Origin of the sequence: Shewanella sp. S1-58-MNA-CIBAN-0166 (assembly GCF_040310085.1) — a bacterium.
In the GTDB taxonomy this organism is placed as follows: domain Bacteria; phylum Pseudomonadota; class Gammaproteobacteria; order Enterobacterales; family Shewanellaceae; genus Shewanella.
Window position 1 is genome coordinate 124,560 of the sequence record NZ_JBEOPN010000011.1, and the last position, 18,700, is coordinate 143,259.

At 43.4% G+C, this 18,700-nt stretch carries 18 protein-coding genes; 7 read left to right on the forward strand and 11 right to left on the reverse strand.

The window, feature by feature from the left end; all coding sequences use genetic code 11:
- Nucleotides 1-86: 86 nt before the first annotated feature.
- From AAEY99_RS09095 to AAEY99_RS09115, 5 genes are all read right to left on the reverse strand, one after another.
- Nucleotides 87-3,281 (reverse strand): efflux RND transporter permease subunit, encoded by a 3,195-nt coding sequence (locus AAEY99_RS09095; protein WP_351010184.1) that lies wholly within the window; start codon nucleotides 3,279-3,281, stop codon nucleotides 87-89.
- 16 nt (nucleotides 3,282-3,297) lie between these two features.
- A complete protein-coding gene (locus tag AAEY99_RS09100; RefSeq protein ID WP_351010187.1) occupies nucleotides 3,298-4,596 on the reverse strand; it encodes an efflux RND transporter periplasmic adaptor subunit in 1,299 nt (432 codons plus the stop codon).
- A gap of 175 nt (nucleotides 4,597-4,771) precedes the next feature.
- Nucleotides 4,772-5,182 carry a hypothetical protein gene (locus AAEY99_RS09105; RefSeq protein WP_162024407.1) on the reverse strand — a complete coding sequence of 137 codons (411 nt, stop codon included), beginning with the start codon at nucleotides 5,180-5,182 and terminating at the stop codon, nucleotides 4,772-4,774.
- A 44-nt stretch (nucleotides 5,183-5,226) separates the two neighbouring features.
- Nucleotides 5,227-5,403, reverse strand: coding sequence for a DUF3012 domain-containing protein (locus AAEY99_RS09110; protein ID WP_101085081.1), 177 nt, complete (start codon nucleotides 5,401-5,403; stop codon nucleotides 5,227-5,229).
- A gap of 176 nt (nucleotides 5,404-5,579) precedes the next feature.
- Nucleotides 5,580-5,945: a SpoIIAA family protein gene (locus AAEY99_RS09115; RefSeq protein ID WP_101085080.1), complete on the reverse strand. Its 366-nt coding sequence runs from the start codon at nucleotides 5,943-5,945 to the stop codon at nucleotides 5,580-5,582.
- Nucleotides 5,946-6,271: 326 nt separating this feature from the next.
- Between AAEY99_RS09115 and arfB the strand changes: the two genes are divergently transcribed.
- The 4 genes from arfB to AAEY99_RS09135 all read left to right on the forward strand — a co-directional run bounded on the left by arfB (nucleotide 6,272) and on the right by AAEY99_RS09135 (nucleotide 8,876).
- Entirely contained in the window at nucleotides 6,272-6,688 is a 417-nt protein-coding gene (arfB, locus tag AAEY99_RS09120) for an alternative ribosome rescue aminoacyl-tRNA hydrolase ArfB (RefSeq protein ID WP_011639009.1), read from the forward strand.
- Between the two features lie 224 nt (nucleotides 6,689-6,912).
- Entirely contained in the window at nucleotides 6,913-7,359 is a 447-nt protein-coding gene (gene aroQ / locus AAEY99_RS09125; RefSeq protein ID WP_182744972.1) for a type II 3-dehydroquinate dehydratase, read from the forward strand.
- A gap of 25 nt (nucleotides 7,360-7,384) precedes the next feature.
- A complete protein-coding gene (locus tag AAEY99_RS09130; protein ID WP_351010193.1) occupies nucleotides 7,385-7,777 on the forward strand; it encodes a DUF3859 domain-containing protein in 393 nt (130 codons plus the stop codon).
- Between the two features lie 91 nt (nucleotides 7,778-7,868).
- Nucleotides 7,869-8,876, forward strand: a complete 1,008-nt coding sequence (locus AAEY99_RS09135) for a class I SAM-dependent rRNA methyltransferase (RefSeq protein WP_101085077.1) — start codon at nucleotides 7,869-7,871, stop codon at nucleotides 8,874-8,876.
- 125 nt (nucleotides 8,877-9,001) lie between these two features.
- Here the strand turns inward: AAEY99_RS09135 and AAEY99_RS09140 are convergent, their stop codons facing one another.
- Nucleotides 9,002-10,765 carry an alkaline phosphatase D family protein gene (locus AAEY99_RS09140; protein ID WP_162023959.1) on the reverse strand — a complete coding sequence of 588 codons (1,764 nt, stop codon included), beginning with the start codon at nucleotides 10,763-10,765 and terminating at the stop codon, nucleotides 9,002-9,004.
- 322 nt (nucleotides 10,766-11,087) lie between these two features.
- Between AAEY99_RS09140 and ohr the strand changes: the two genes are divergently transcribed.
- Nucleotides 11,088-11,510 (forward strand): organic hydroperoxide reductase Ohr, encoded by a 423-nt coding sequence (gene ohr, locus AAEY99_RS09145; protein ID WP_351010197.1) that lies wholly within the window; start codon nucleotides 11,088-11,090, stop codon nucleotides 11,508-11,510.
- Between the two features lie 132 nt (nucleotides 11,511-11,642).
- On the opposite strand, the gene AAEY99_RS09150 is transcribed toward ohr, so the two are convergent.
- From AAEY99_RS09150 to AAEY99_RS09160, 3 genes are all read right to left on the reverse strand, one after another.
- On the reverse strand, nucleotides 11,643-12,653 hold the full coding sequence (locus AAEY99_RS09150; protein WP_350997690.1) for an LLM class flavin-dependent oxidoreductase: 1,011 nt from the start codon (nucleotides 12,651-12,653) through the stop codon (nucleotides 11,643-11,645).
- An 88-nt stretch (nucleotides 12,654-12,741) separates the two neighbouring features.
- Nucleotides 12,742-13,266: a DUF3087 domain-containing protein gene (locus AAEY99_RS09155; RefSeq protein ID WP_162023961.1), complete on the reverse strand. Its 525-nt coding sequence runs from the start codon at nucleotides 13,264-13,266 to the stop codon at nucleotides 12,742-12,744.
- Nucleotides 13,267-13,474: 208 nt separating this feature from the next.
- Entirely contained in the window at nucleotides 13,475-14,242 is a 768-nt protein-coding gene (locus tag AAEY99_RS09160; protein WP_350979862.1) for an SDR family NAD(P)-dependent oxidoreductase, read from the reverse strand.
- A 105-nt stretch (nucleotides 14,243-14,347) separates the two neighbouring features.
- Between AAEY99_RS09160 and AAEY99_RS09165 the strand changes: the two genes are divergently transcribed.
- Nucleotides 14,348-14,683, forward strand: a complete 336-nt coding sequence (locus AAEY99_RS09165; protein ID WP_011639018.1) for a winged helix-turn-helix transcriptional regulator — start codon at nucleotides 14,348-14,350, stop codon at nucleotides 14,681-14,683.
- Nucleotides 14,684-14,728: 45 nt separating this feature from the next.
- Here the strand turns inward: AAEY99_RS09165 and AAEY99_RS09170 are convergent, their stop codons facing one another.
- Nucleotides 14,729-16,201 (reverse strand): MBL fold metallo-hydrolase RNA specificity domain-containing protein, encoded by a 1,473-nt coding sequence (locus AAEY99_RS09170; protein ID WP_182744966.1) that lies wholly within the window; start codon nucleotides 16,199-16,201, stop codon nucleotides 14,729-14,731.
- Nucleotides 16,202-16,570: 369 nt separating this feature from the next.
- Between AAEY99_RS09170 and AAEY99_RS09175 the strand changes: the two genes are divergently transcribed.
- Nucleotides 16,571-17,779 (forward strand): porin, encoded by a 1,209-nt coding sequence (locus AAEY99_RS09175; protein WP_101085069.1) that lies wholly within the window; start codon nucleotides 16,571-16,573, stop codon nucleotides 17,777-17,779.
- Nucleotides 17,780-17,937: 158 nt separating this feature from the next.
- Here the strand turns inward: AAEY99_RS09175 and AAEY99_RS09180 are convergent, their stop codons facing one another.
- Nucleotides 17,938-18,447 carry a peptidylprolyl isomerase gene (locus tag AAEY99_RS09180; RefSeq protein WP_351010200.1) on the reverse strand — a complete coding sequence of 170 codons (510 nt, stop codon included), beginning with the start codon at nucleotides 18,445-18,447 and terminating at the stop codon, nucleotides 17,938-17,940.
- Nucleotides 18,448-18,700 lie beyond the last annotated feature (253 nt).

Sequence of the window (18,700 nt, forward strand, 5' to 3'; positions counted from 1 at the left end):
TATTTTCGAGCAATTTACGAATAAAAATGAAAAAGCCTAATCAGATAATTAGGCTTAAAATTAAAATGTTATTTAGCTAATTGGCTTTATCTCGATGATAACTTATCTCGATACAACCACTGATAAACCGTCGGCAACACCAGTAAAGTCAAAGCCGTTGAGCTAAACAAGCCGCCAATGATCACCACCGCTAATGGCTGTTGAATTTCACTGCCCACACCAGATGATAACAAGATAGGGATCAGCCCCAATGCTGAGGTGAGTGCCGTCATTAACACCGGACGTAACCGCCCTACCGTGCCTTGATAAACACTGTCGTACAGACTTTCATCTGCTGATTGTCTGCGCTGGTTAATCGAGTCCACCAGCACCACACCATTCAACACCGCAACACCAAACAAGGTGATAAAGCCGATTGAACTGGGCACCGACAAATAGGTGCCAGTGGCATATAAAGCCACTACGCCGCCGATTAATGCCAATGGCACGTTAGCCATAATCAATGCCACTTGTTTAAGTGACCCAAACGAGAAATACAGCAATAAGCCAATAAGTGCGATAGAAATGGGCACCACCAACATTAGCTTTTGTTGCGCCCGTTGCTGGTTTTCATATTGGCCGCCCACCACAACAGTATAGCCCGCAGGTAACTCCGCTTGCGGCACAATGGCATAAATATCGTTGACCACCGAACCCATGTCACGCCCCGATACGTTGGCTTGCACCACCACTCGGCGCTGTACATCGTCACGACGAATATTCGGCGGCGCCATTTCAATCACCACATCAGCGAGATCGCCCAAGCGTACAATCGCGCCATTAGCACCACTAAGTAGCAAGTCTTCAATCGCATCTGGCGCATTACGATATTGCGCAGCTAATCGCAGGTTAATGTCATAACGGGCATTACCATCAATCACTTGGCCAGCACTGGCACCACCAATACCTTGAGTGACTAAACTCATGACTTCATCGACGCTAATACCATAGCGAGCAAGGACTTCACGTTTAGGTCGAACCACTAACTGAGCTTCACCGCTGACTTGCTCTAGCGACACATCAACCGCCCCAGGAATGGCAGCGACTAGATCGGTTAACACCTGACCTTTTTCCGACAATATGCTCAAATCGGGGCCAAATATCTTAATCGCTAACTGCGCTTTAACGCCCGATAACAACTCATCGACTCGAGTAGCAATCGGTTGTGAGAAAGTTAACAATAATCCTGGAAATATCGCTAGCCGTTGCTCCATTAAACGCTGTAGCTCAAAGCGATTGCTTGCCGATGTCCATTGTTCTATCGGCTTAAGACCAATATATATTTCAATATTACTCACAGGCTCAGGGTCGCCGCCAAGTTCGGGAGCCCCGATTCGACTTAACGCATATTCCACCTCAGGAAACTCAAGCAGCATGGCTTCAATTTTAGGCGCAACGTTGACCGAAGTGGCCAAACTGGCTGTAGGCGCCAGTGTCACCCGTAAGTTGATGGTGCCCTCTTCTAATTCAGGCACAAATTCAGTGCCTAGCTTTGGCAATAACAGCATGCTTGCAGCAAACAAAACAACTGCCGCTAACATCACCGATTTAGGGCTTGATAACACTAGCGTGAGTACTCGTCGATAGACTGCGTCAATGGGGGCCAACACCTTGCTTTTACGCACAACAATACCGCGTTTAAATAGAAACACCGCCAATGCAGGCACCGCAAATAACGCCACCACTAATGCCGCCATCATCGCAAGAATAATGCTCACGGCCATAGGTTGAAATAATTTACCCTCTACACCTTCTAGGGCAAATAACGGCATAAATACTACGATGATAATCGCTGTTGCAAAGAAGATAGGACTGCACACTTCTTTTGCCGCCAGCATGATCCTAATCGCCATGCTTTGGGTTTCAGATTCTGATTCACTATCACTATCAAAACCAACCTCAGCAGATTGATTGGCGCCAGTTTCGCCACTAACATGTTTAAAGATGTTTTCGACCATCACCACTGAACCATCAACTAGCATACCGATCGCGACAGCAAGACCACCTAAAGACATTAAGTTAGCTGACATGCCGTAATAAGACATGATCAATAACGCGATCCCGATCGACACTGGGATCGACAATAATACCAACAATGTCGCCCGTATATTGACCAGAAACAACGCCAAAATAATCACGATAAACCCAAAGGCCATCAATAGCGCTTCAACCACAGTAGTGACAGCTTTATCGACTAAATCTGCCTGGTCGTAAAACACCTCAAATGACACTCCTTTTGGCAAGGATTGTTCAATTAAACTAATACGTGAATTGATGTCATCAATAGTGGCTTTGGTATTGGCGCCCATGCGTTTAAGCACAACGCCTGCAACCACTTCACCTAGCGCTTGTACATCGGACGACGAGCCATTAGCCGCTGCTTGCCTACGCGACATGGTCACTGCACCGACTCTTATTTCGCTACCAAAAGCCACATTAGCAATGTCGGCCACTCGTATTGGCGTGCCATTGATTTCGGTTAACGGAATGTCGGCAATGGCCTGTAAACCTGCGTCGCCAGCGGGCAACAAACCATAACCACGAACCACTAATTGCTCCTGGCCTTGGTCCATAAACCAACCACCAGCATTACGGTTATTACTTTCCAATGCTTGGCTAACTTGGCTCATCGACAAGCCATAACTGCGCAGTTTATTAGGATCAACTTGCACTTGGTATTGCAACACCTCGCCGCCAAACGACAGCACTTCAGTCACCCCACTCACTGGCATTAAAATCAGCTTCACTAAATAGTCATTTAAGCTACGCAGCTCAGATGCGCTGATATTGGTTTCGGGCTCGGCCCGTAAAATGTATTGATAAATTTGCCCTAAACCTGAAGTGTTTGGGCCAATTTCAGGGGTGCCAACACCCGCAGGAATCGACTCTTTTGCAGCTTGCAGTTGTTCAAACACTTGCTGACGAGCAAAATAAATATCAGTACCTTCGGCAAACACCACGGTCACTAGCGACAAACCCGTACGCGATAAAGAACGCACCTCAGTCACTGCCGGTAATGCATACATTGCCGATTCGACAGGATAGCTAATCAGCTTCTCGACCTCTTCTGCCGCCAAACCTTCCGCTTCAGTATTAATGGTCACCTGCACATTAGTGACATCCGGAAACGCATCTAAATTTAGTTTTGGCAGCATGAATACCGATGCCACCACCGTCGCCAGTAATCCAAGTAACACCAATAACCGCTTTTCAACGGCAATCTCAATTAATTTATATAACATTATGATGCCTTAGCGCTTAGTGGTTATGGATATCAAAGCCAGATTTGGCTTGCTCAGATGCTAAGAAAAACGCACCAGATACAACAACGCGAGTTTGTGGAACTAAACCACGAATAAAACTCAGTCCGCGTTGACGCTCCACCACAGAAACCTCTACTGCACTAAATCCACCGTCTTGCTCTATAAACACCTGCCAGTCACCGTCACCACTGCGTGTTAACGCCGCATCTGGCACAATAAATCCAAGCGGCTCTGCCCCCTGATTTGCTGCGAGGTATAATTCGGCAAACTCGCCTGCATGTAAGTCATGGCCGGGGTTTGCCATACGCACTAATACTTGCTCAGTGCGGGTTTGCGCGTTAATTTCATGCGAACGCCCGATAATGACGCCATCACGAGTACGGCTTCCTACTCGCACCAAAACATCGCTGCCCATGTTGACTTGATCTGCCTGTAATGGCGTCAGTTCAGCCTCTACCCACAAATACGATTCATCGGTTAGTTGCATCAAAGGTGTGCCCGCGGTTAGCACTTGTCCTACGGTGGCAATATCTTGCTGAACACGGCCATTTATAGGAGCCAACAACTGAAACTGACCAATTGAACTTGGCGACGTTGCTAGCTCGGCTATCTGTTGTTTGGACATCATTACCGACTGTAAAATGGCACGTTTAAGCTCTGCATTGACCTCAGTTTGCATCCGCTGACTAGCACTAATCGTTCCTTTGCTCATGCGCTTTATGCGATCCCACTCCGTTGCTGCATTAACGTAGTCAGCTTGCGCCGCAGCAATATCTGCCCCGCCGATAGTCAATAATGGTTGGCCTTTTTGCACCTGTTGTCCTGGCACCACATGGCGCTTAAGCACCTGCATATCTAATTGCGGCGCTATGGTTATAGTTTTGTCTTTATCTACAACCAGCTGAGCGGTGGCAACGGCCTGTAAATTAAACGCGGTCGCACTTAACTGTGCCACTTCCACTCCCGCCAGTTGGCGCTGCTCTGCACTTAAGGTTAACAACGACTCTTGATGGTCAGCCTCTGCTGGCTGACTGCTGGCTTGCACAGGCGAACTAGACAGTGCAAATAATGATAGCAATAGCGCTACACTGAACAATAATGCTCGCGAAACGTTGGAGTTCATGCGGTAAGATTTTCGAATGCTTGGCAGAGAGATGGAGTGAGTGCCTGGCGCAACATTTAACTGAGCATGATTCACAAAACGATTCACAAAATGATTCACTGAATGACTCAACATAGCGTTGGCATTCAACGCTGCCAATAAAGGTAGTACTTGGACTGATTTGATTTTCATGGTTAATCCTAAAAACAATCTAGACCGTCGACAATAAATATCAACGGAAATAGGCTTAGCCACCGTCATTACAAGCGAGATATCACGCCATAATGGAATGCAAAAAAGCATTCATTAGCGCAATGAAAGCGAATATAGAGGTGAAGCTAAACAGTAAAAACGTGCTTTAAAGGGATTAAACGATAGGAGGACGATAAGTAGGGAAAGACTCAGGAGGTAAATAGTTCAGTTTGGTATCGGCAAAAAGGTCATGAAAATGTTCACTAACAACATTATCGTTAAGCTTAGCAAGTGCCACATGACCACCATGACACTGACAATCTAAACACACATCAACTTTCTCAAAATCAGTAATAGTATCAAAATGTTGATGATCATCATTAACCGAATGCAGTGATGAACCATCGAGTGCACAAGCGCAATCGGCACATTCAGCAAGGCTGATCACTTCGGTAGTGAACTGAAGATGCGGGTGGTTATTTTGCTCTTCGTTGCTGTTGCCCACGTGTAATTGATGCGCACCTAAATTGGCACCCACAAATTGCAGTAGTACTAAAGCAATTAGTAATTTGGCTATGTTAGCCATAAAAGGCAAAACGGTATTACTCAACCACCCACTCCTAAACGATATTATTTAAATACGCAGTGCTTGGCGTAATCGGCTGCTTCATTGGCAGTCCAATCACCACTTTCTTTTTCTTTCATTTGCTTACACCAAGCTTCACTACCTACTTCTGGAGCACATGCCGATAAGCTAAGAGTTAACAATAACGCACTTGATACGGCAAACAACTTTGACAATGACATAAGCTATCCTTTTCTAAAATAATAAAATCAGTACTAGGTCCTGTTGACCTTTGTAGATGAATTTTGCAGTAATTTGTGACAATTAGCTACTGGGAAGAACTTATCATCTGTCGTTGTTCGACATAAATAAGCGATAACCGAGTAAAAAGGTGCCACAAAATTATTTACAGGCCACTCTAGCGCAGAGATCGCTTAGCAATCCAAGTAATGGCTTCTTGTTTACGCTCTAATGGAAACCATGCAACTTCGCCCTGCATAAAAGGTCCCATCAGCCTAACAGAATTACCCACCCAATCTGGGCCGCCTACAAACACTAACGCATCAAACGCGGGTAACTGAACTTCTCCGCTACCGGTTAATGAGCCAAACTCCCAGCCTTCCAACAACACATCAGCTTCAATATAAAGACACACTTGATTCCAGTCTTTACGATAACTCTTAATGGCGGGCTGTAAACGGGTACGGTAATCTTGTGCCGATAAACGGCCACTGACAAATAAGCTAATAACACCTTTAGTGATATCGGGGATTTGACATAACATAACGGCAACTCCGGCCCTCTAACTAGGCCATAGAACAGACTTTATACGGTGATGTTATCGTGTAAAGCGACAATGGCGCTCATGATAACAAAACTATTCTGGTTATTTCATTAAATATGTCATAACTCTGAGGCCAGTCAGGCTTTTTAATTCAATCCCCACCCTAAGGTCAATTCACTTATCGCAATCCATGCCACAGCAGACAACCCTGAAAAGTTTCCCAGACTGCGGTAGAATGAAGCCACAGCACATAAACATGCCGCTTAAAAAACAGTAAGCAGCGTTATAGGTTTATGACCGTTAATTAAGGGGAACACGACAACCGAATGATACAAATAACTCAGCGCGTCATATTGCAAGATAACGAAATTGAATGGCAGTTTGTCCGTTCAAGTGGTGCGGGTGGCCAGCATATCAATAAAGTATCAACCGCAGCGCAACTCAGCTTTGATATTGCCTCATCTTCTTTACCCGAGTTCTACCAACAAAAGCTGCTTGAAAAAGCCGATCACCGTATTACCAAAAGTGGCAAAGTAATTATAAAATGCCAACAATCACGCAGCCAAGATTTTAACCGCCAAACCGCACTGGAACAATTTATTGAACTGGTAAGAAGCGTCGGCATAGTACAAAAAGCCCGTATACCAACCAAGGCGACAAAAGGCAGCCAAAAACGACGCATTGAAACCAAAAAACAACGCGGTGCCACTAAAGCGATGCGCCAAAATAAATCTGATTATTAATAAGTAATTAGTAAATAATTAGCCAGTTGCTAGTAAATCATTAGTAAGTCGCTAGCAAATTACTAGCAAAAAAGTGAATCCGCCATCACTCAATGACTAAGGTATTACCCTAGTTGAGCATTTTTTGGTTTACCTGATAACCGTCTTCGGTAAGAATGCTTGTTGAACCCTCTTTTGTGCTGCATATTAAGCCGACTTATCTTGCGATTTTTATAGGAACCATCATGAGCCAAACAGCAAAAGTTTTATTGATCAACGGTCCTAATCTCAATCTATTAGGCCGTCGCGAACCCGGACATTATGGTCACCAAACACTCAGCACTATTGTGGATGAATTAACTCGCAATGCGACTCAGGCAGGCGTTACGCTTGAACATATTCAGTCCAATGCCGAGTATCAATTGATTGATGCAATTCATGCTACCGACGCTCAATTTATTATTATCAATCCAGCAGCCTTTACGCACACCAGTGTTGCTTTGCGTGATGCCATACTTGGGGTAGCGATTCCGTTTATTGAAGTACATTTATCTAACGTACATGCCCGCGAACCTTTTAGGCACCATTCGTACTTTTCAGATAAAGCCCTAGGAGTAATTTGTGGCCTAGGCGCACAAGGTTATGATTTTGCTCTGCAAGCGGCGATTAAGCACTTGAGCGATAAACACTAAATATCATTCTATAAAGGGATAGCCCTTGAGTAAGTTAAAAGCGGACGTGAGCATTATTTACAGTGGCATATTCAGCCAATGGGACAATCAAAGCGATGACTTGCCGCGCTTGTTGCAGGCAACGATACATGTACCTGCGATTATCGACACCGAATTTGGCTTTATCACGCGCATCAAAAAGGCTAAAAACCAAGTACTCACTTATTGTATTTACCACCCTAACATTACCGATGACGACGGTAATGTTAGCCCACCGTTTGATGGTGAGATATTTATCAAAGAAAATGATTGGCGCTTTTATCTGGGTGATTGCATCTGGGCACCGATCACTAATAAGGTCGGTAATTGGCGCATGACGCTGGAGTTAAATGGCAAAATTATTGCCGACAAAACCTTTAAGCTGCATCTACCAGATTAATTGCGACGCCTAATAGTCTGTACTGCAACTTCACTAAGTTAGAATGTTTGCTATAATCCGCGCCAATAGCCACACCATTTAATGAGCCCTCATGTCCATTCAAGCTGTTTTAGCCGATGCTTTAGCCAAGCGTGCCACTTTTTTTGAGCAAGCTGCCAAAGATAATACTGATTGTTATCGGGTTTTTCACGGCACCGTTGAAGGTGAAAATGGCCTTAACATTGACCGTTACGGCGATGCATGGCTGATTCAAACGTTTCACCAAACCTTATCGGCTCAGCAACTTGAAGACATATCAAGCTTACTGACTGCTCACGCGGACTACCATATCGTTTACAACGATCGCTCTGGCAGCCATTCTCGTGTTGTCAATCATGCCGAAAATGAAGCCCAAGACTTCTCGCAATCAGAGCAAGTTATCCATGAAAATGGCATTGCTTTTACCTCCAAGCTACGCCATGAAGGTCAAGATCCGCTGCTATTTTTAGATATGCGTATTGGGCGTGAATATGTACGCGCTAACAGCCAAGGTAAGAGTGTTCTAAACTTGTTTTCATACACTTGTGGTATTGGTACTGCTGCTGCGATGGGCGGTGCTCGTAAAGTCATGAATGTCGATTTTTCATCATTTGCATTAGCGGCGGGACAAAAAAATGCTGAGCTAAACAATGTCACTGATGTGTGTGAATTTGTGCAAAGTGATGCGTTTCCGGCATTGCGTCAATTAGCGGGGTTGCCTATTGGCGGTCGTCGTAATCAAAAGCTGCCTAAATACCCTAAACTGCGTGTTGCTCAGTTCGACTTAGTGTTTTTAGATCCACCACGGTTTGCTAAAAGCGCCTTCGGTATTGTCGACTTAGTCAATGATTACCAAGGTTTATTTAAACCAGCAGTATTAACCACCAAAGTCGGCGGTAAAATTGTCTGTTGTAATAATGTCGCTAAAGTTGATCGCCAAGCATGGTACGACAGCCTAGTCCGCTGCGTAGAAAAGCAAGGCCGTAAAGTCACTGCGACTCAGTGGTTAGATTGCCACCCAGACTTCCCCGCATTTGATGACAATCATCCGTTAAAAATTGTCGTGCTAACCATAGATTAGCTATTGATGAACCATAGATTAACTATGGATTAACCATAGGTTTAGCTAAGCGATATGCCGCTTATATAAATCATTCAGCCACCTTCACGGTGGCTGAATTATATCTGCGAATTCACATCAGCTGATTACGACACTGGCGTGACTTTAGGGCTACCAGCGGTACTGGTGGCACTGTAACCACGGGCGTCTAACTGAACAAATGTCTTATCTAAAATCGTATCAACATATTGCCAATCACTGCGGACTTCATTTTCAGTAAATGTCAGTAATAAGTAGCCGCGATCCTTCAAATTGGCGTATTTAAGATCGGCGATCAAACCGACTATTGCTGCTTCAGTTGCTGGCATTTCAGCATCAGACAAGCCTAAGTAATACTCAAGACCTGGGGATGATACCGAGCTTGTGGCAAACTCTATCCCGACAATATCGCCACCACTATCGGTTAAATCGCTGGCCCATGCATTATGGGTATCACCGGCAATCACCACCAAGTTATGTTGTAACGACTTTGCCGTCGCTAAAATCACTTCGCGCTCGTAGGCGTAACCATCCCACGCATCTAAGTTGTATGGAATTGCGGGCAGCTGTAGTAATGCAATCACCTCTGGCGTCAGCTTGGCTTGATTCGCTTGTAAGTAAGCTAACTCTTCTGCGGTTAACGTTGGATCGCTAGCTTGAGCACGGCCCGCTAGCTGCGCTAATCCGGCAAGCTCAGCAAACTGCGGAATACTCATTTGCTGAGTCGCAATAGCAGCAGGCATTAACATTTTGCCCATTAACACCTGTTGACCTAATACTTGCCACTTAGCAGTAGACTGCAACAAAGTTTGTTGTAGCCACAATAGTTGAGTCTGGCCTAACAGGGTGCGGTTAGTATCGGTTACATCCGCGAGAAATGTGCTGCTGTTAAATGCACCTGTGGTCGCATCAATATATTGGCTATATTCTAATTGTTTATCGCGAGCCAATACCCGAGTATCGAGCATGTGCAAATCAACCAAGTTACCGTAATTAAAGCTTCTGTAAATTTCTTCATGATTACCTTCACTCCATGGACGAATTGGCAGCCATTCAAAGTACGCTTGTAGTGCGGCTTGTTTGCGTTGATCAAAATCACCTTCACCATCATTATGATTTTCAGCACCGCCTTTCCAGGTATCATTGGCCACTTCATGGTCATCCCACACGGTAATAAACGGTACTTTGGCATGTAGCTTTTGTAAGCTCGCATCACTACGATATTGACTGTAACGGGTGCGGTAGTCGTCTAATAAAAATAATTCACCGGCTGGCAACACTTCACGCCCAAGCTCGACAGCATGTTCACTGGCATATTCACCACGAGCATACTCATATAAATAATCGCCTAAGTGCACTACAGCGTCCAAATCATTTTGTTGTGCAGCCATTTCATACACATTAAAATAACCAGCAGGGAAATTAGCGCATGACATTACCGCCAACTTAACTGACGCTACGCTACCTTCAGGTAATGTACGTGTTTGCCCCATTTCCGATACCGTTTCACCCGCTTTAAAACGATAGTAATACTGCTGACCTGCTTCAAGCCCAACAGCGTCCACTTTAACGGTATAGTCACGGTTTTTATTCGTCACCGTTTGGCCGTTTGTGACTACTTGACTAAAGTTGCTGTCAGTGGCAACTTCCCATGACACCGTAATATCACCTTCAACATCAGGCGTAACGCGAGTCCATAAAATCACCGCACCTGCAGCAGGGTCGCCACTGGCAATACCTTGTAAAAATTGACCTGACACAACATCGTCATCATCACTGCTACAACCCATGAGTCCATAAGACACCACTACTGCCCCAGCACCTTTAGCTGACATAGCCAAAAAGTCACGACGAGTTACAAACCGTTTCATAGCCTATCCTTATTTTTTATCGTTCGCATATTATGTGGCGATGCTTAGCACTGCCTAAGAGGTCTAATGAGTGGCTATTGTGAGAGCTAATGATGACATAAAGGTGACAGAAGAATGACAAGCTAATCATATTGATACCAAAGTAAGGCTAAGGTTTACAACCATCGGATAGTGATTTTTAGACAGTGATTGTTAAATAATAACACAACAAAAAAAATTAAATTGCGCACAATGTAGTTGCAAATTATTTCCGGCTTAGTTATAGTAAACACAATTAGATTGTGCACAACTTAAATTAACTAACTTTTACACGAGGTTTACTATGAAAGCACTATATACCACTTCAGCAACAGCATTAGCAGGCCGTAATGGCCAAGTTTCTACCGACGATAAAAAAGTAGATTTACAATTAAGTTACCCAAAAGAAATGGGTGGCAGTGGTGAGTTTACTAATCCAGAACAGTTATTTGCTGCCGGTTATGCCGCATGTTTTTCTAACGCGATTCTGCATGTAGCCAACCAAAGTAAAGTCGCTATCAAGGCAGCTCCAACTACAGCAACTGTCGGTATCGGTGCCAATGACAATGGTGGTTTTGCATTAACAGTAGCGCTAGCAGTTGAACTTAAACTCGACCAAGCAGAAGCTGAACAGTTAGTGAAAACAGCGCACCAAGTTTGCCCATACTCAAACGCAGTACGTGGCAACATCGATGTAAAATTAACCGTAAACGGTCAAGCGATTTAAGCTTTTTGTAAACCAGTTCTACTGACTTAAAAACAAAAACCAAGACATTTGTCTTGGTTTTTTTGTGCTTGTGGCAGCCTATTAGCACTGACTTAGTCAACTTACTTAGTCAACTCGATGACTTTAGCGGCGCTATTGTTTCACGCTCATTAAAATATTGAGGGCGCGTAAACGATGTTCACTGTCATATAAATCATTGGTAAACATAAGCTCATCAACGCCTAGCTGTTGGACAATCACTTCAAGTCGATGTTTAATCGTTGCTGGTCCGCCACAAACCGACAAACTTAAAAAGTTATCGACGTAGCTTTTCTCTTGCTCGCTCCACAACCCATCCATACTATCGACAGGCGGTTTAAGCCACATTTCATTGCCACGAATTAACGCCAAAATACGTTGTTTCGAGCTAGTACTAAGGTGCTCTGCTTCAGCATCTGTTGGGGCGGCGACCAAAGGTAATCCCAACATAACGTAAGGTTTGCTCAATACCGCCGAAGGGATAAATTCACGTCGATAAAGCGCTACTGCATCATGTAAAAAACGCGGCGCAAAGTGGCCTGCAAATACATACGGCAATCCACGTTTAGCAGCCAACTGAGCGCTAAACAAACTTGAGCCTAATAACCAAATGGGCACATTAGTGTCTTCGCCCGGAATCGCTCTCACTTGGGCTGAGGCAGCTTGTTGACGCTGCGCTCGCGGACCTAATAATGATTGCAGTTCGCTCACTTCTTCTGGGAAATGCTCTGCTCGGCTATCATCACGATTCAATGCGCGACTCGTCACTTGGTCGCTACCGGGTGCGCGACCTAAGCCTAAATCGATACGGTTGGGATACAGGCTGGCCAAGGTGCCAAACTGCTCTGCAACCACTAAGGGGGCATGATTAGGTAACATGATCCCGCCAGCGCCAACACGAATACGTTGAGTTCCACCTGCAATATAGCCAATTAATATCGAGGTTGCCGAACATATAATGCCTGGCATATTGTGATGTTCAGCCAACCAAAAACGATTAATACCAACATTTTCGGCATGTTGGGCATAACGCAGGCTACCTTGTAACGTTTCAGTGACGTTGGCATCTTCGCGCATCGGAGCGAGTTCGAGTAATGAAAAAGGAATATCTGCCAATATTGACATCATGGCTCCTTATTTAAGGTAAGAATTGATGGCATCCGCTGAAAACCACGCTATAACGCTAGCAAAAAAGTTATCAACAGATGATGGTCTAAAAGGCTTGTAGCATGTCGGGAGTAAACTCATCAGCATCAACAGAAATACCAGCCGCATCAATGCATTTCTGTAGTTTATCTAACTCATTATTGACGTTTGAAATAGTTAAGGTGTTGTTATCTAACTCATACACTAGCGCTAAGCTTTGATAATAAAAACTGAGGATGACTAATGCATCACGGTTATTGTCTTTGGCGGCTAGTTGAATCGATTTAAGCTTGCGGTAAATTTTGTTCTGCAACTGTTTCAGTTGCCACACATAATACACTTCATAAAATTTCGGTTTTGAACGCAGGTTACGTATTAAAAATACGCACACCATTAACGCCAAAATCACCCCAGTAAAATTAAGATGAAAATTGCCAGTAGCCTCTGCACCGGGTAATGGCTTAACGCCAAAAAAATAGATCATCAACTGACCCAATATTACTGACAAAATAGCCAGCGTTGCCACTAAACCTATCTGCACTTGATTATTAACCGAACGATACTGGCTTTTATTAATGTTAACTAACTTCATCACGCCGCTCACATCACTTATTTATCTATAGCTTAACGTGTTAGAGCGATTTATAGAATGAAATATTAACGCTTATTAAGTGTGATTTAATCTAATGTTATCGGATGTAATGTTATTGGATGTAAGTTAGCGAGTAACAAGGAGCGACCAAGATCGCCCCCCAAACATTCATATTTCAAATAGGCAATGCTCTATTGTAAGCAAAATGTTAGTTACGGCCAGCCATCACGCCACCATCTACATCCCATACCGCGCCAGTCACCCAAGCGGCTTTATCTGATAACAAAAATACTATGCTATTTGCTACATCGGTCGGACTACCTACTCGACCAATGGGATGGAATGGATTGAAACTGTCGAGCACACTAGCCATATCTTGCGGTTCGATAAAAGCTTGATAAATTGGCGTGCTAACAACAGCTGGCGATACCGCATTAACACGAATGTTATGATCCGCTAGTTCCATTGCCATGTGCTGAGTTAACGCATGTAATCCTGCTTTGGCCATAGAATATGCGCTTGACGGTGTGGCTTTAATGGCTTGTTTAGCCCACATAGAACCAATGTTCACTATGCTACCGCCATGATGTTTAATCATGTTTCTGGCTACCGCTTGTGAAATCACAAAAATGGCTTTGTTAAGCTCCATGTAAATATCGTAATCACTCATTTGATGATCTAAAAACGGCTTAGGATTAAAATAGCCTGCAGCATTCACTAAATGATCGATTTTATGATCCATGGAATTGATCATATTGATCAAACGGCTGAGATCTTGCGGGTCATATAAATTGGCTTGAAACCCACTGACACTCCCCAGCGAAGACAGTTGCGCCACTGCAGCATTGAGTTTATCGGTTTTATTGCCAACGATAATGGTATCAACACCTTGCGACACGAGTTGCTTGGCGGTTTCAAAACCGATACCGCTTGTGCCGCCAATAATCAGCGCTGTTGTTTGAGTTGAATTCGTCATTTGAGCACACCTAATAAAAGAGTAAGTGTGTTAAGCTTATTGGCAAACTATCCGATTGAATAGTAAGTACAATTAAGTCCTATAGGCACTTTTAGGTACATATTAATGAATACAAAAGAAAAATTATTTCTGCGAAAGTCTGCTCCAGAAAAAAGTGCCCGTATGGTCGAAACCATTTACGGCTGTAAATGGTCATTAACTGTGTATCAGTTATTAGCCAATAACATTAATCGTCCCGGTGAAATGGTAAAATCAGTTGAAGGACTCAGCACCAAAGTACTGAATCAATGTTTGAAAAAAAACATCGAATTTGGCATTTTGAATAAAATTAATTACCCTGAAATTCCACCGAGAGTAGAATACCAAGTGACCGAATTTGGGCAAAAGTTTATGCGCATATTAGATGATATTGAAAAGCTGCAACACGAAATTGATGCTTAGCCCGCAGGCTAAGCAATCGTTCACCTAATAACCCCTTCACTCAAATTAAATTGTTGATGGATCATTATATTCACTCGCCTTATTCAGCCACACAAACTCTGGCAAAGCATTTAAGTCTAAACAATCTCCTCGCTCAGCAATGGCGCTATTTTTCGGTTTTTTAACACTGTCTTGATTAAGCGCTTCAATCAATACTTGCTGTGCTTTTAGTTCACCATGTACCAATATTACCGCGGGTGATTGCTCAAAATGGCGATACCAAGACAATAACTCGGCTTGGTCAGCATGGGCTGATAACCCACCGACAGTATGAATACTGGCAGCAACCTTAATACTTTGGCCATGAATCGTCAGCTCTTCAGCACCGTCGACTAATATTCGCCCTGGCGTTCCCATTGCCTGAAAACCACAAATAATAATATCGGCTTCTTTACGCCATAGGTTATGCACAAAATGATTGCGAATGCGGCCGCCATTACACATACCACTGCCGGCAATAATGATTAATCCTTTATGAATATCGTTCAACTCTATCGACTCTTCAGTGCTACACACAAATTCAGCACTGGATAACAACGGATGTTGCCCAGGCGATAAGCGGGTAAAACGCTTAAAGTCATCGTCCATCAACGGATAATTGTTAACATATACCTCGGTTGCTTTTATCGCCATTGGACTGTCTAAACAAATACGCCAACGTGATAAGTCCCACTCTTTGGCATATAAATGAAATAGATAAAGAAGCTCTTGAGCACGTCCCACCGAAAATGCCGGGATCAAAATATTGCCCCTACTTTCATGAATAGTTCGTTTGAAAATTGATTTCAGTTCAACCAAGGTATCTTGCCAACTGCGGTGCAACCTATCGCCGTAAGTACTTTCCATTAGCACTAAATCAGCTTGTTCAATAAACGTTGGGTCATCCAAAACCGGCATACCTGCACGACCTAAATCACCACTAAAAACCAGTTTTTTCTGTTGAGGTTTATTGCCTAACCACAACTCCACCACCGCAGAACCCAGAATATGTCCCGCATCGGACAAGCAAACCTCTACCCCATCGGCAACCTGCACTCGCTGGCCATAATCTACCATCACAAACTGCGCCATTACTTGATCGACATCTTTCTCGGTAAATAGCGGTTCAAGCAACTCTAAATCATGTTTTGCACGTTTTTTATTTTGCCTGTCGGTATCTCTTTCTTGCAGCATGGCTGCATCACGCAACATGACATCACATAACTGTGCGGTGGCTTTTTGAGTATAAATGGGTCCAGTAAACCCCTGATTAATCAAATAAGGCAAACGGCCGGAATGATCAATATGGGCATGGCTTAATACCACTGCATGGATTTGTGTGGCGTCGAATGGAAAAGGATCGTGATTACGTAACGCGTCAGCTTTACTCCCTTGAATTAATCCACAATCAAGCAGCACTTGCTGCCCTTTGACTGTGAGTAAATGGCAAGATCCAGTGACCTCTTGAGTTGCGCCGTGAAACTGTAAAGTCATGTCCATAATGTCGCCCCCGATAAAATCGATAACAGTGCTAAATTAAGCGTATGCCATTGGTAAAATAAAGTCGCGATCTACATCAAATAAACGCTCAAAAAACACGCTACTTTAAAGGCAAATAAAAAACCACATTAAGTGCATAAGTAACCACCAAGTAACATTTACTTACAATTATTAACTGCGGTACAACTCAGTATTAACACTCGATTTTACTAAGTCATTGAACAACGAATTTTATGAGATATATCGCCTTTTTTGGGCACATTTCACTTTGTGAGTCACTCATAGGTTTGATATTCTCCGTCGCCTCAATGGAAAGATATATTAACGGACTAAGCTGTGCTTACTCAAACAACAAGACAAGAGATTAAAATGAACAGAACATTAATTGCAGCATTAATTTCAACAATTCTTATTGCACCTGCAGCGTCAGCAATCGAAGTTTATAAAGATGATGTTAATGCGGTTAAAATTGGCGGCTTTATCGATGCGCGCGTGATCAATACTCAAGGTGAAACAGAAGTTGTTAACGGTGCTTCACGGATTAATTTTGGTTTTAGTCGTCAACTACAAAATGACTGGAAAGCTTACGCCTTGCTTGAATGGGGTGTAAATCCAGTAGGTAGCACAGATATTGTTTACAATAATCGCTTTGAATCAATTCAAGACGAGTTTTTCTATAATCGTCTTGGTTATGCCGGTTTATCACATGACAAATACGGTAGCATCACAATTGGCAAGCAATGGGGTGCTTGGTATGACGTGGTGTACAGCACAAACTATGGCTTTGTATGGGACGGAAACACTGCGGGTGTTTACACTTACAACAAAGATGACGGCGCGGTAAATGGTGTCGGTCGTGGTGACAAAACAGTTCAATATCGTAACAGCTTTGGCGACGTAAGTTTTGCCGTGCAAGCCCAACTTAAAAACAGTGCTTTCTATACTTGTGATGTAGAAAATATCACTCAAGATGCCTGTGAAGAGTTATGGGCAGCAAGTTCAACGTCGGCACAGCAAGTTGAGTATAACTATACCTATGGTGGTGCTGTCACTTACCAAGCCACTGATAAGCTAGTGCTAACTGCCGGTGTTAACCGTGGTGAGTTTGATGTGACCTTTGGTAACGGTGGAACATCCACTGCTGTTGATCTTATTTACGGCATGGGTATCACTTGGGGCAACTTTGAGCAGAATGGTTTTTATGCTGCAGCCAACGTAAACAAAAACGAAAATCATGACACCGACAATATCGGTCGTTTAATTAACGACGCTGTGGGTATTGAATCATTGTTCTCGTACAAGTTCGATAACAACATTCGTACTTTTATTTCGTACAACATTCTTGATGCTGGATCTAACTACGTGATCCAACCTAACTACAATGCCGATCAAGATGACGTTTTTAAACGTCAGTTTTTCGTAGTAGGTTTACATTATGTATTTGACCCAGATACTGTTTTATATGTTGAAGCTCGCCGTGATTACAGCGATTTCACCAGTGCAGACAAAGCACAACAAGCCAGAATGGAACTGTCTGAAGATGACGGCATTGCCATTGGTATTCGTTTCACACTTTAATGTGACTACTGTGGTTTAGCACAGATCAAAAAAGGTTCGACAGTGATGTCGAACCTTTTTTATTGCGTTGTTTTAAGCTAGTTCTTAATAGTAAGTGCTTAATAGCTATTACTTACTCGCTAATGTTTAATAGCGAGTGTGTAAATAGCACAGCACATTTAAGCGACAAGTTTCTCGTCAACAATGGTCACTTTCTCAACAATAATCGGCTCACGCGGTACATCTTCATGGCCTGCCATCGTCGTGGTTTTAACTCGCTCCATTTGCTGAATAACATCCATACCGGCTGTCACTTTGGCAAACACCGCATAACCCCAACCCGCATTGGTCATTGCTGCGTGGTCTAGAAAATCATTGTCGGCGACATTAATAAAAAATTGCCCAGTAGCTGAATGCGGCGAATCTGTTCGAGCCATCGCCAAAGTACCCAACACGTTGTTCAAACCTTTATTGGCTTCATTGGCAATAGGGTCACGAGTAGGTTTTTCTTTCATTTTGGCGGTTAAGCCACCGCCCTGCACCATAAAACCTTTAATAACCCGATGAAAAATAGTGCCGTCATAAAAACCGTCTTGGCAGTATTTTAAAAAGTTTTTTGAAGAAACCGGCGCACGTTCCATTTCAAGCTCTACGGTAAAATCGCCAAGGTTGGTGCTAAAGATAATCATATACAGCCATGTTCCAAAAATGAGAATAGCCGCCATTATATTATATAGAACCGTAGGCGGCTATCGCGCTTATTGTTGAATGAAATTCTATCCTTTAAACACTTTCCACTTATTGCGCTGGTTGATTAAATAAATCCATCGCGGTGCGTGTCATCACCCTAACCCCAGTACGAATAGTTAACGGCATAGATAACCGGGTGCAAACTGACTTGAATGTAAACGTTCAAGTTTATTGCGCTGGTTGATTAAATAA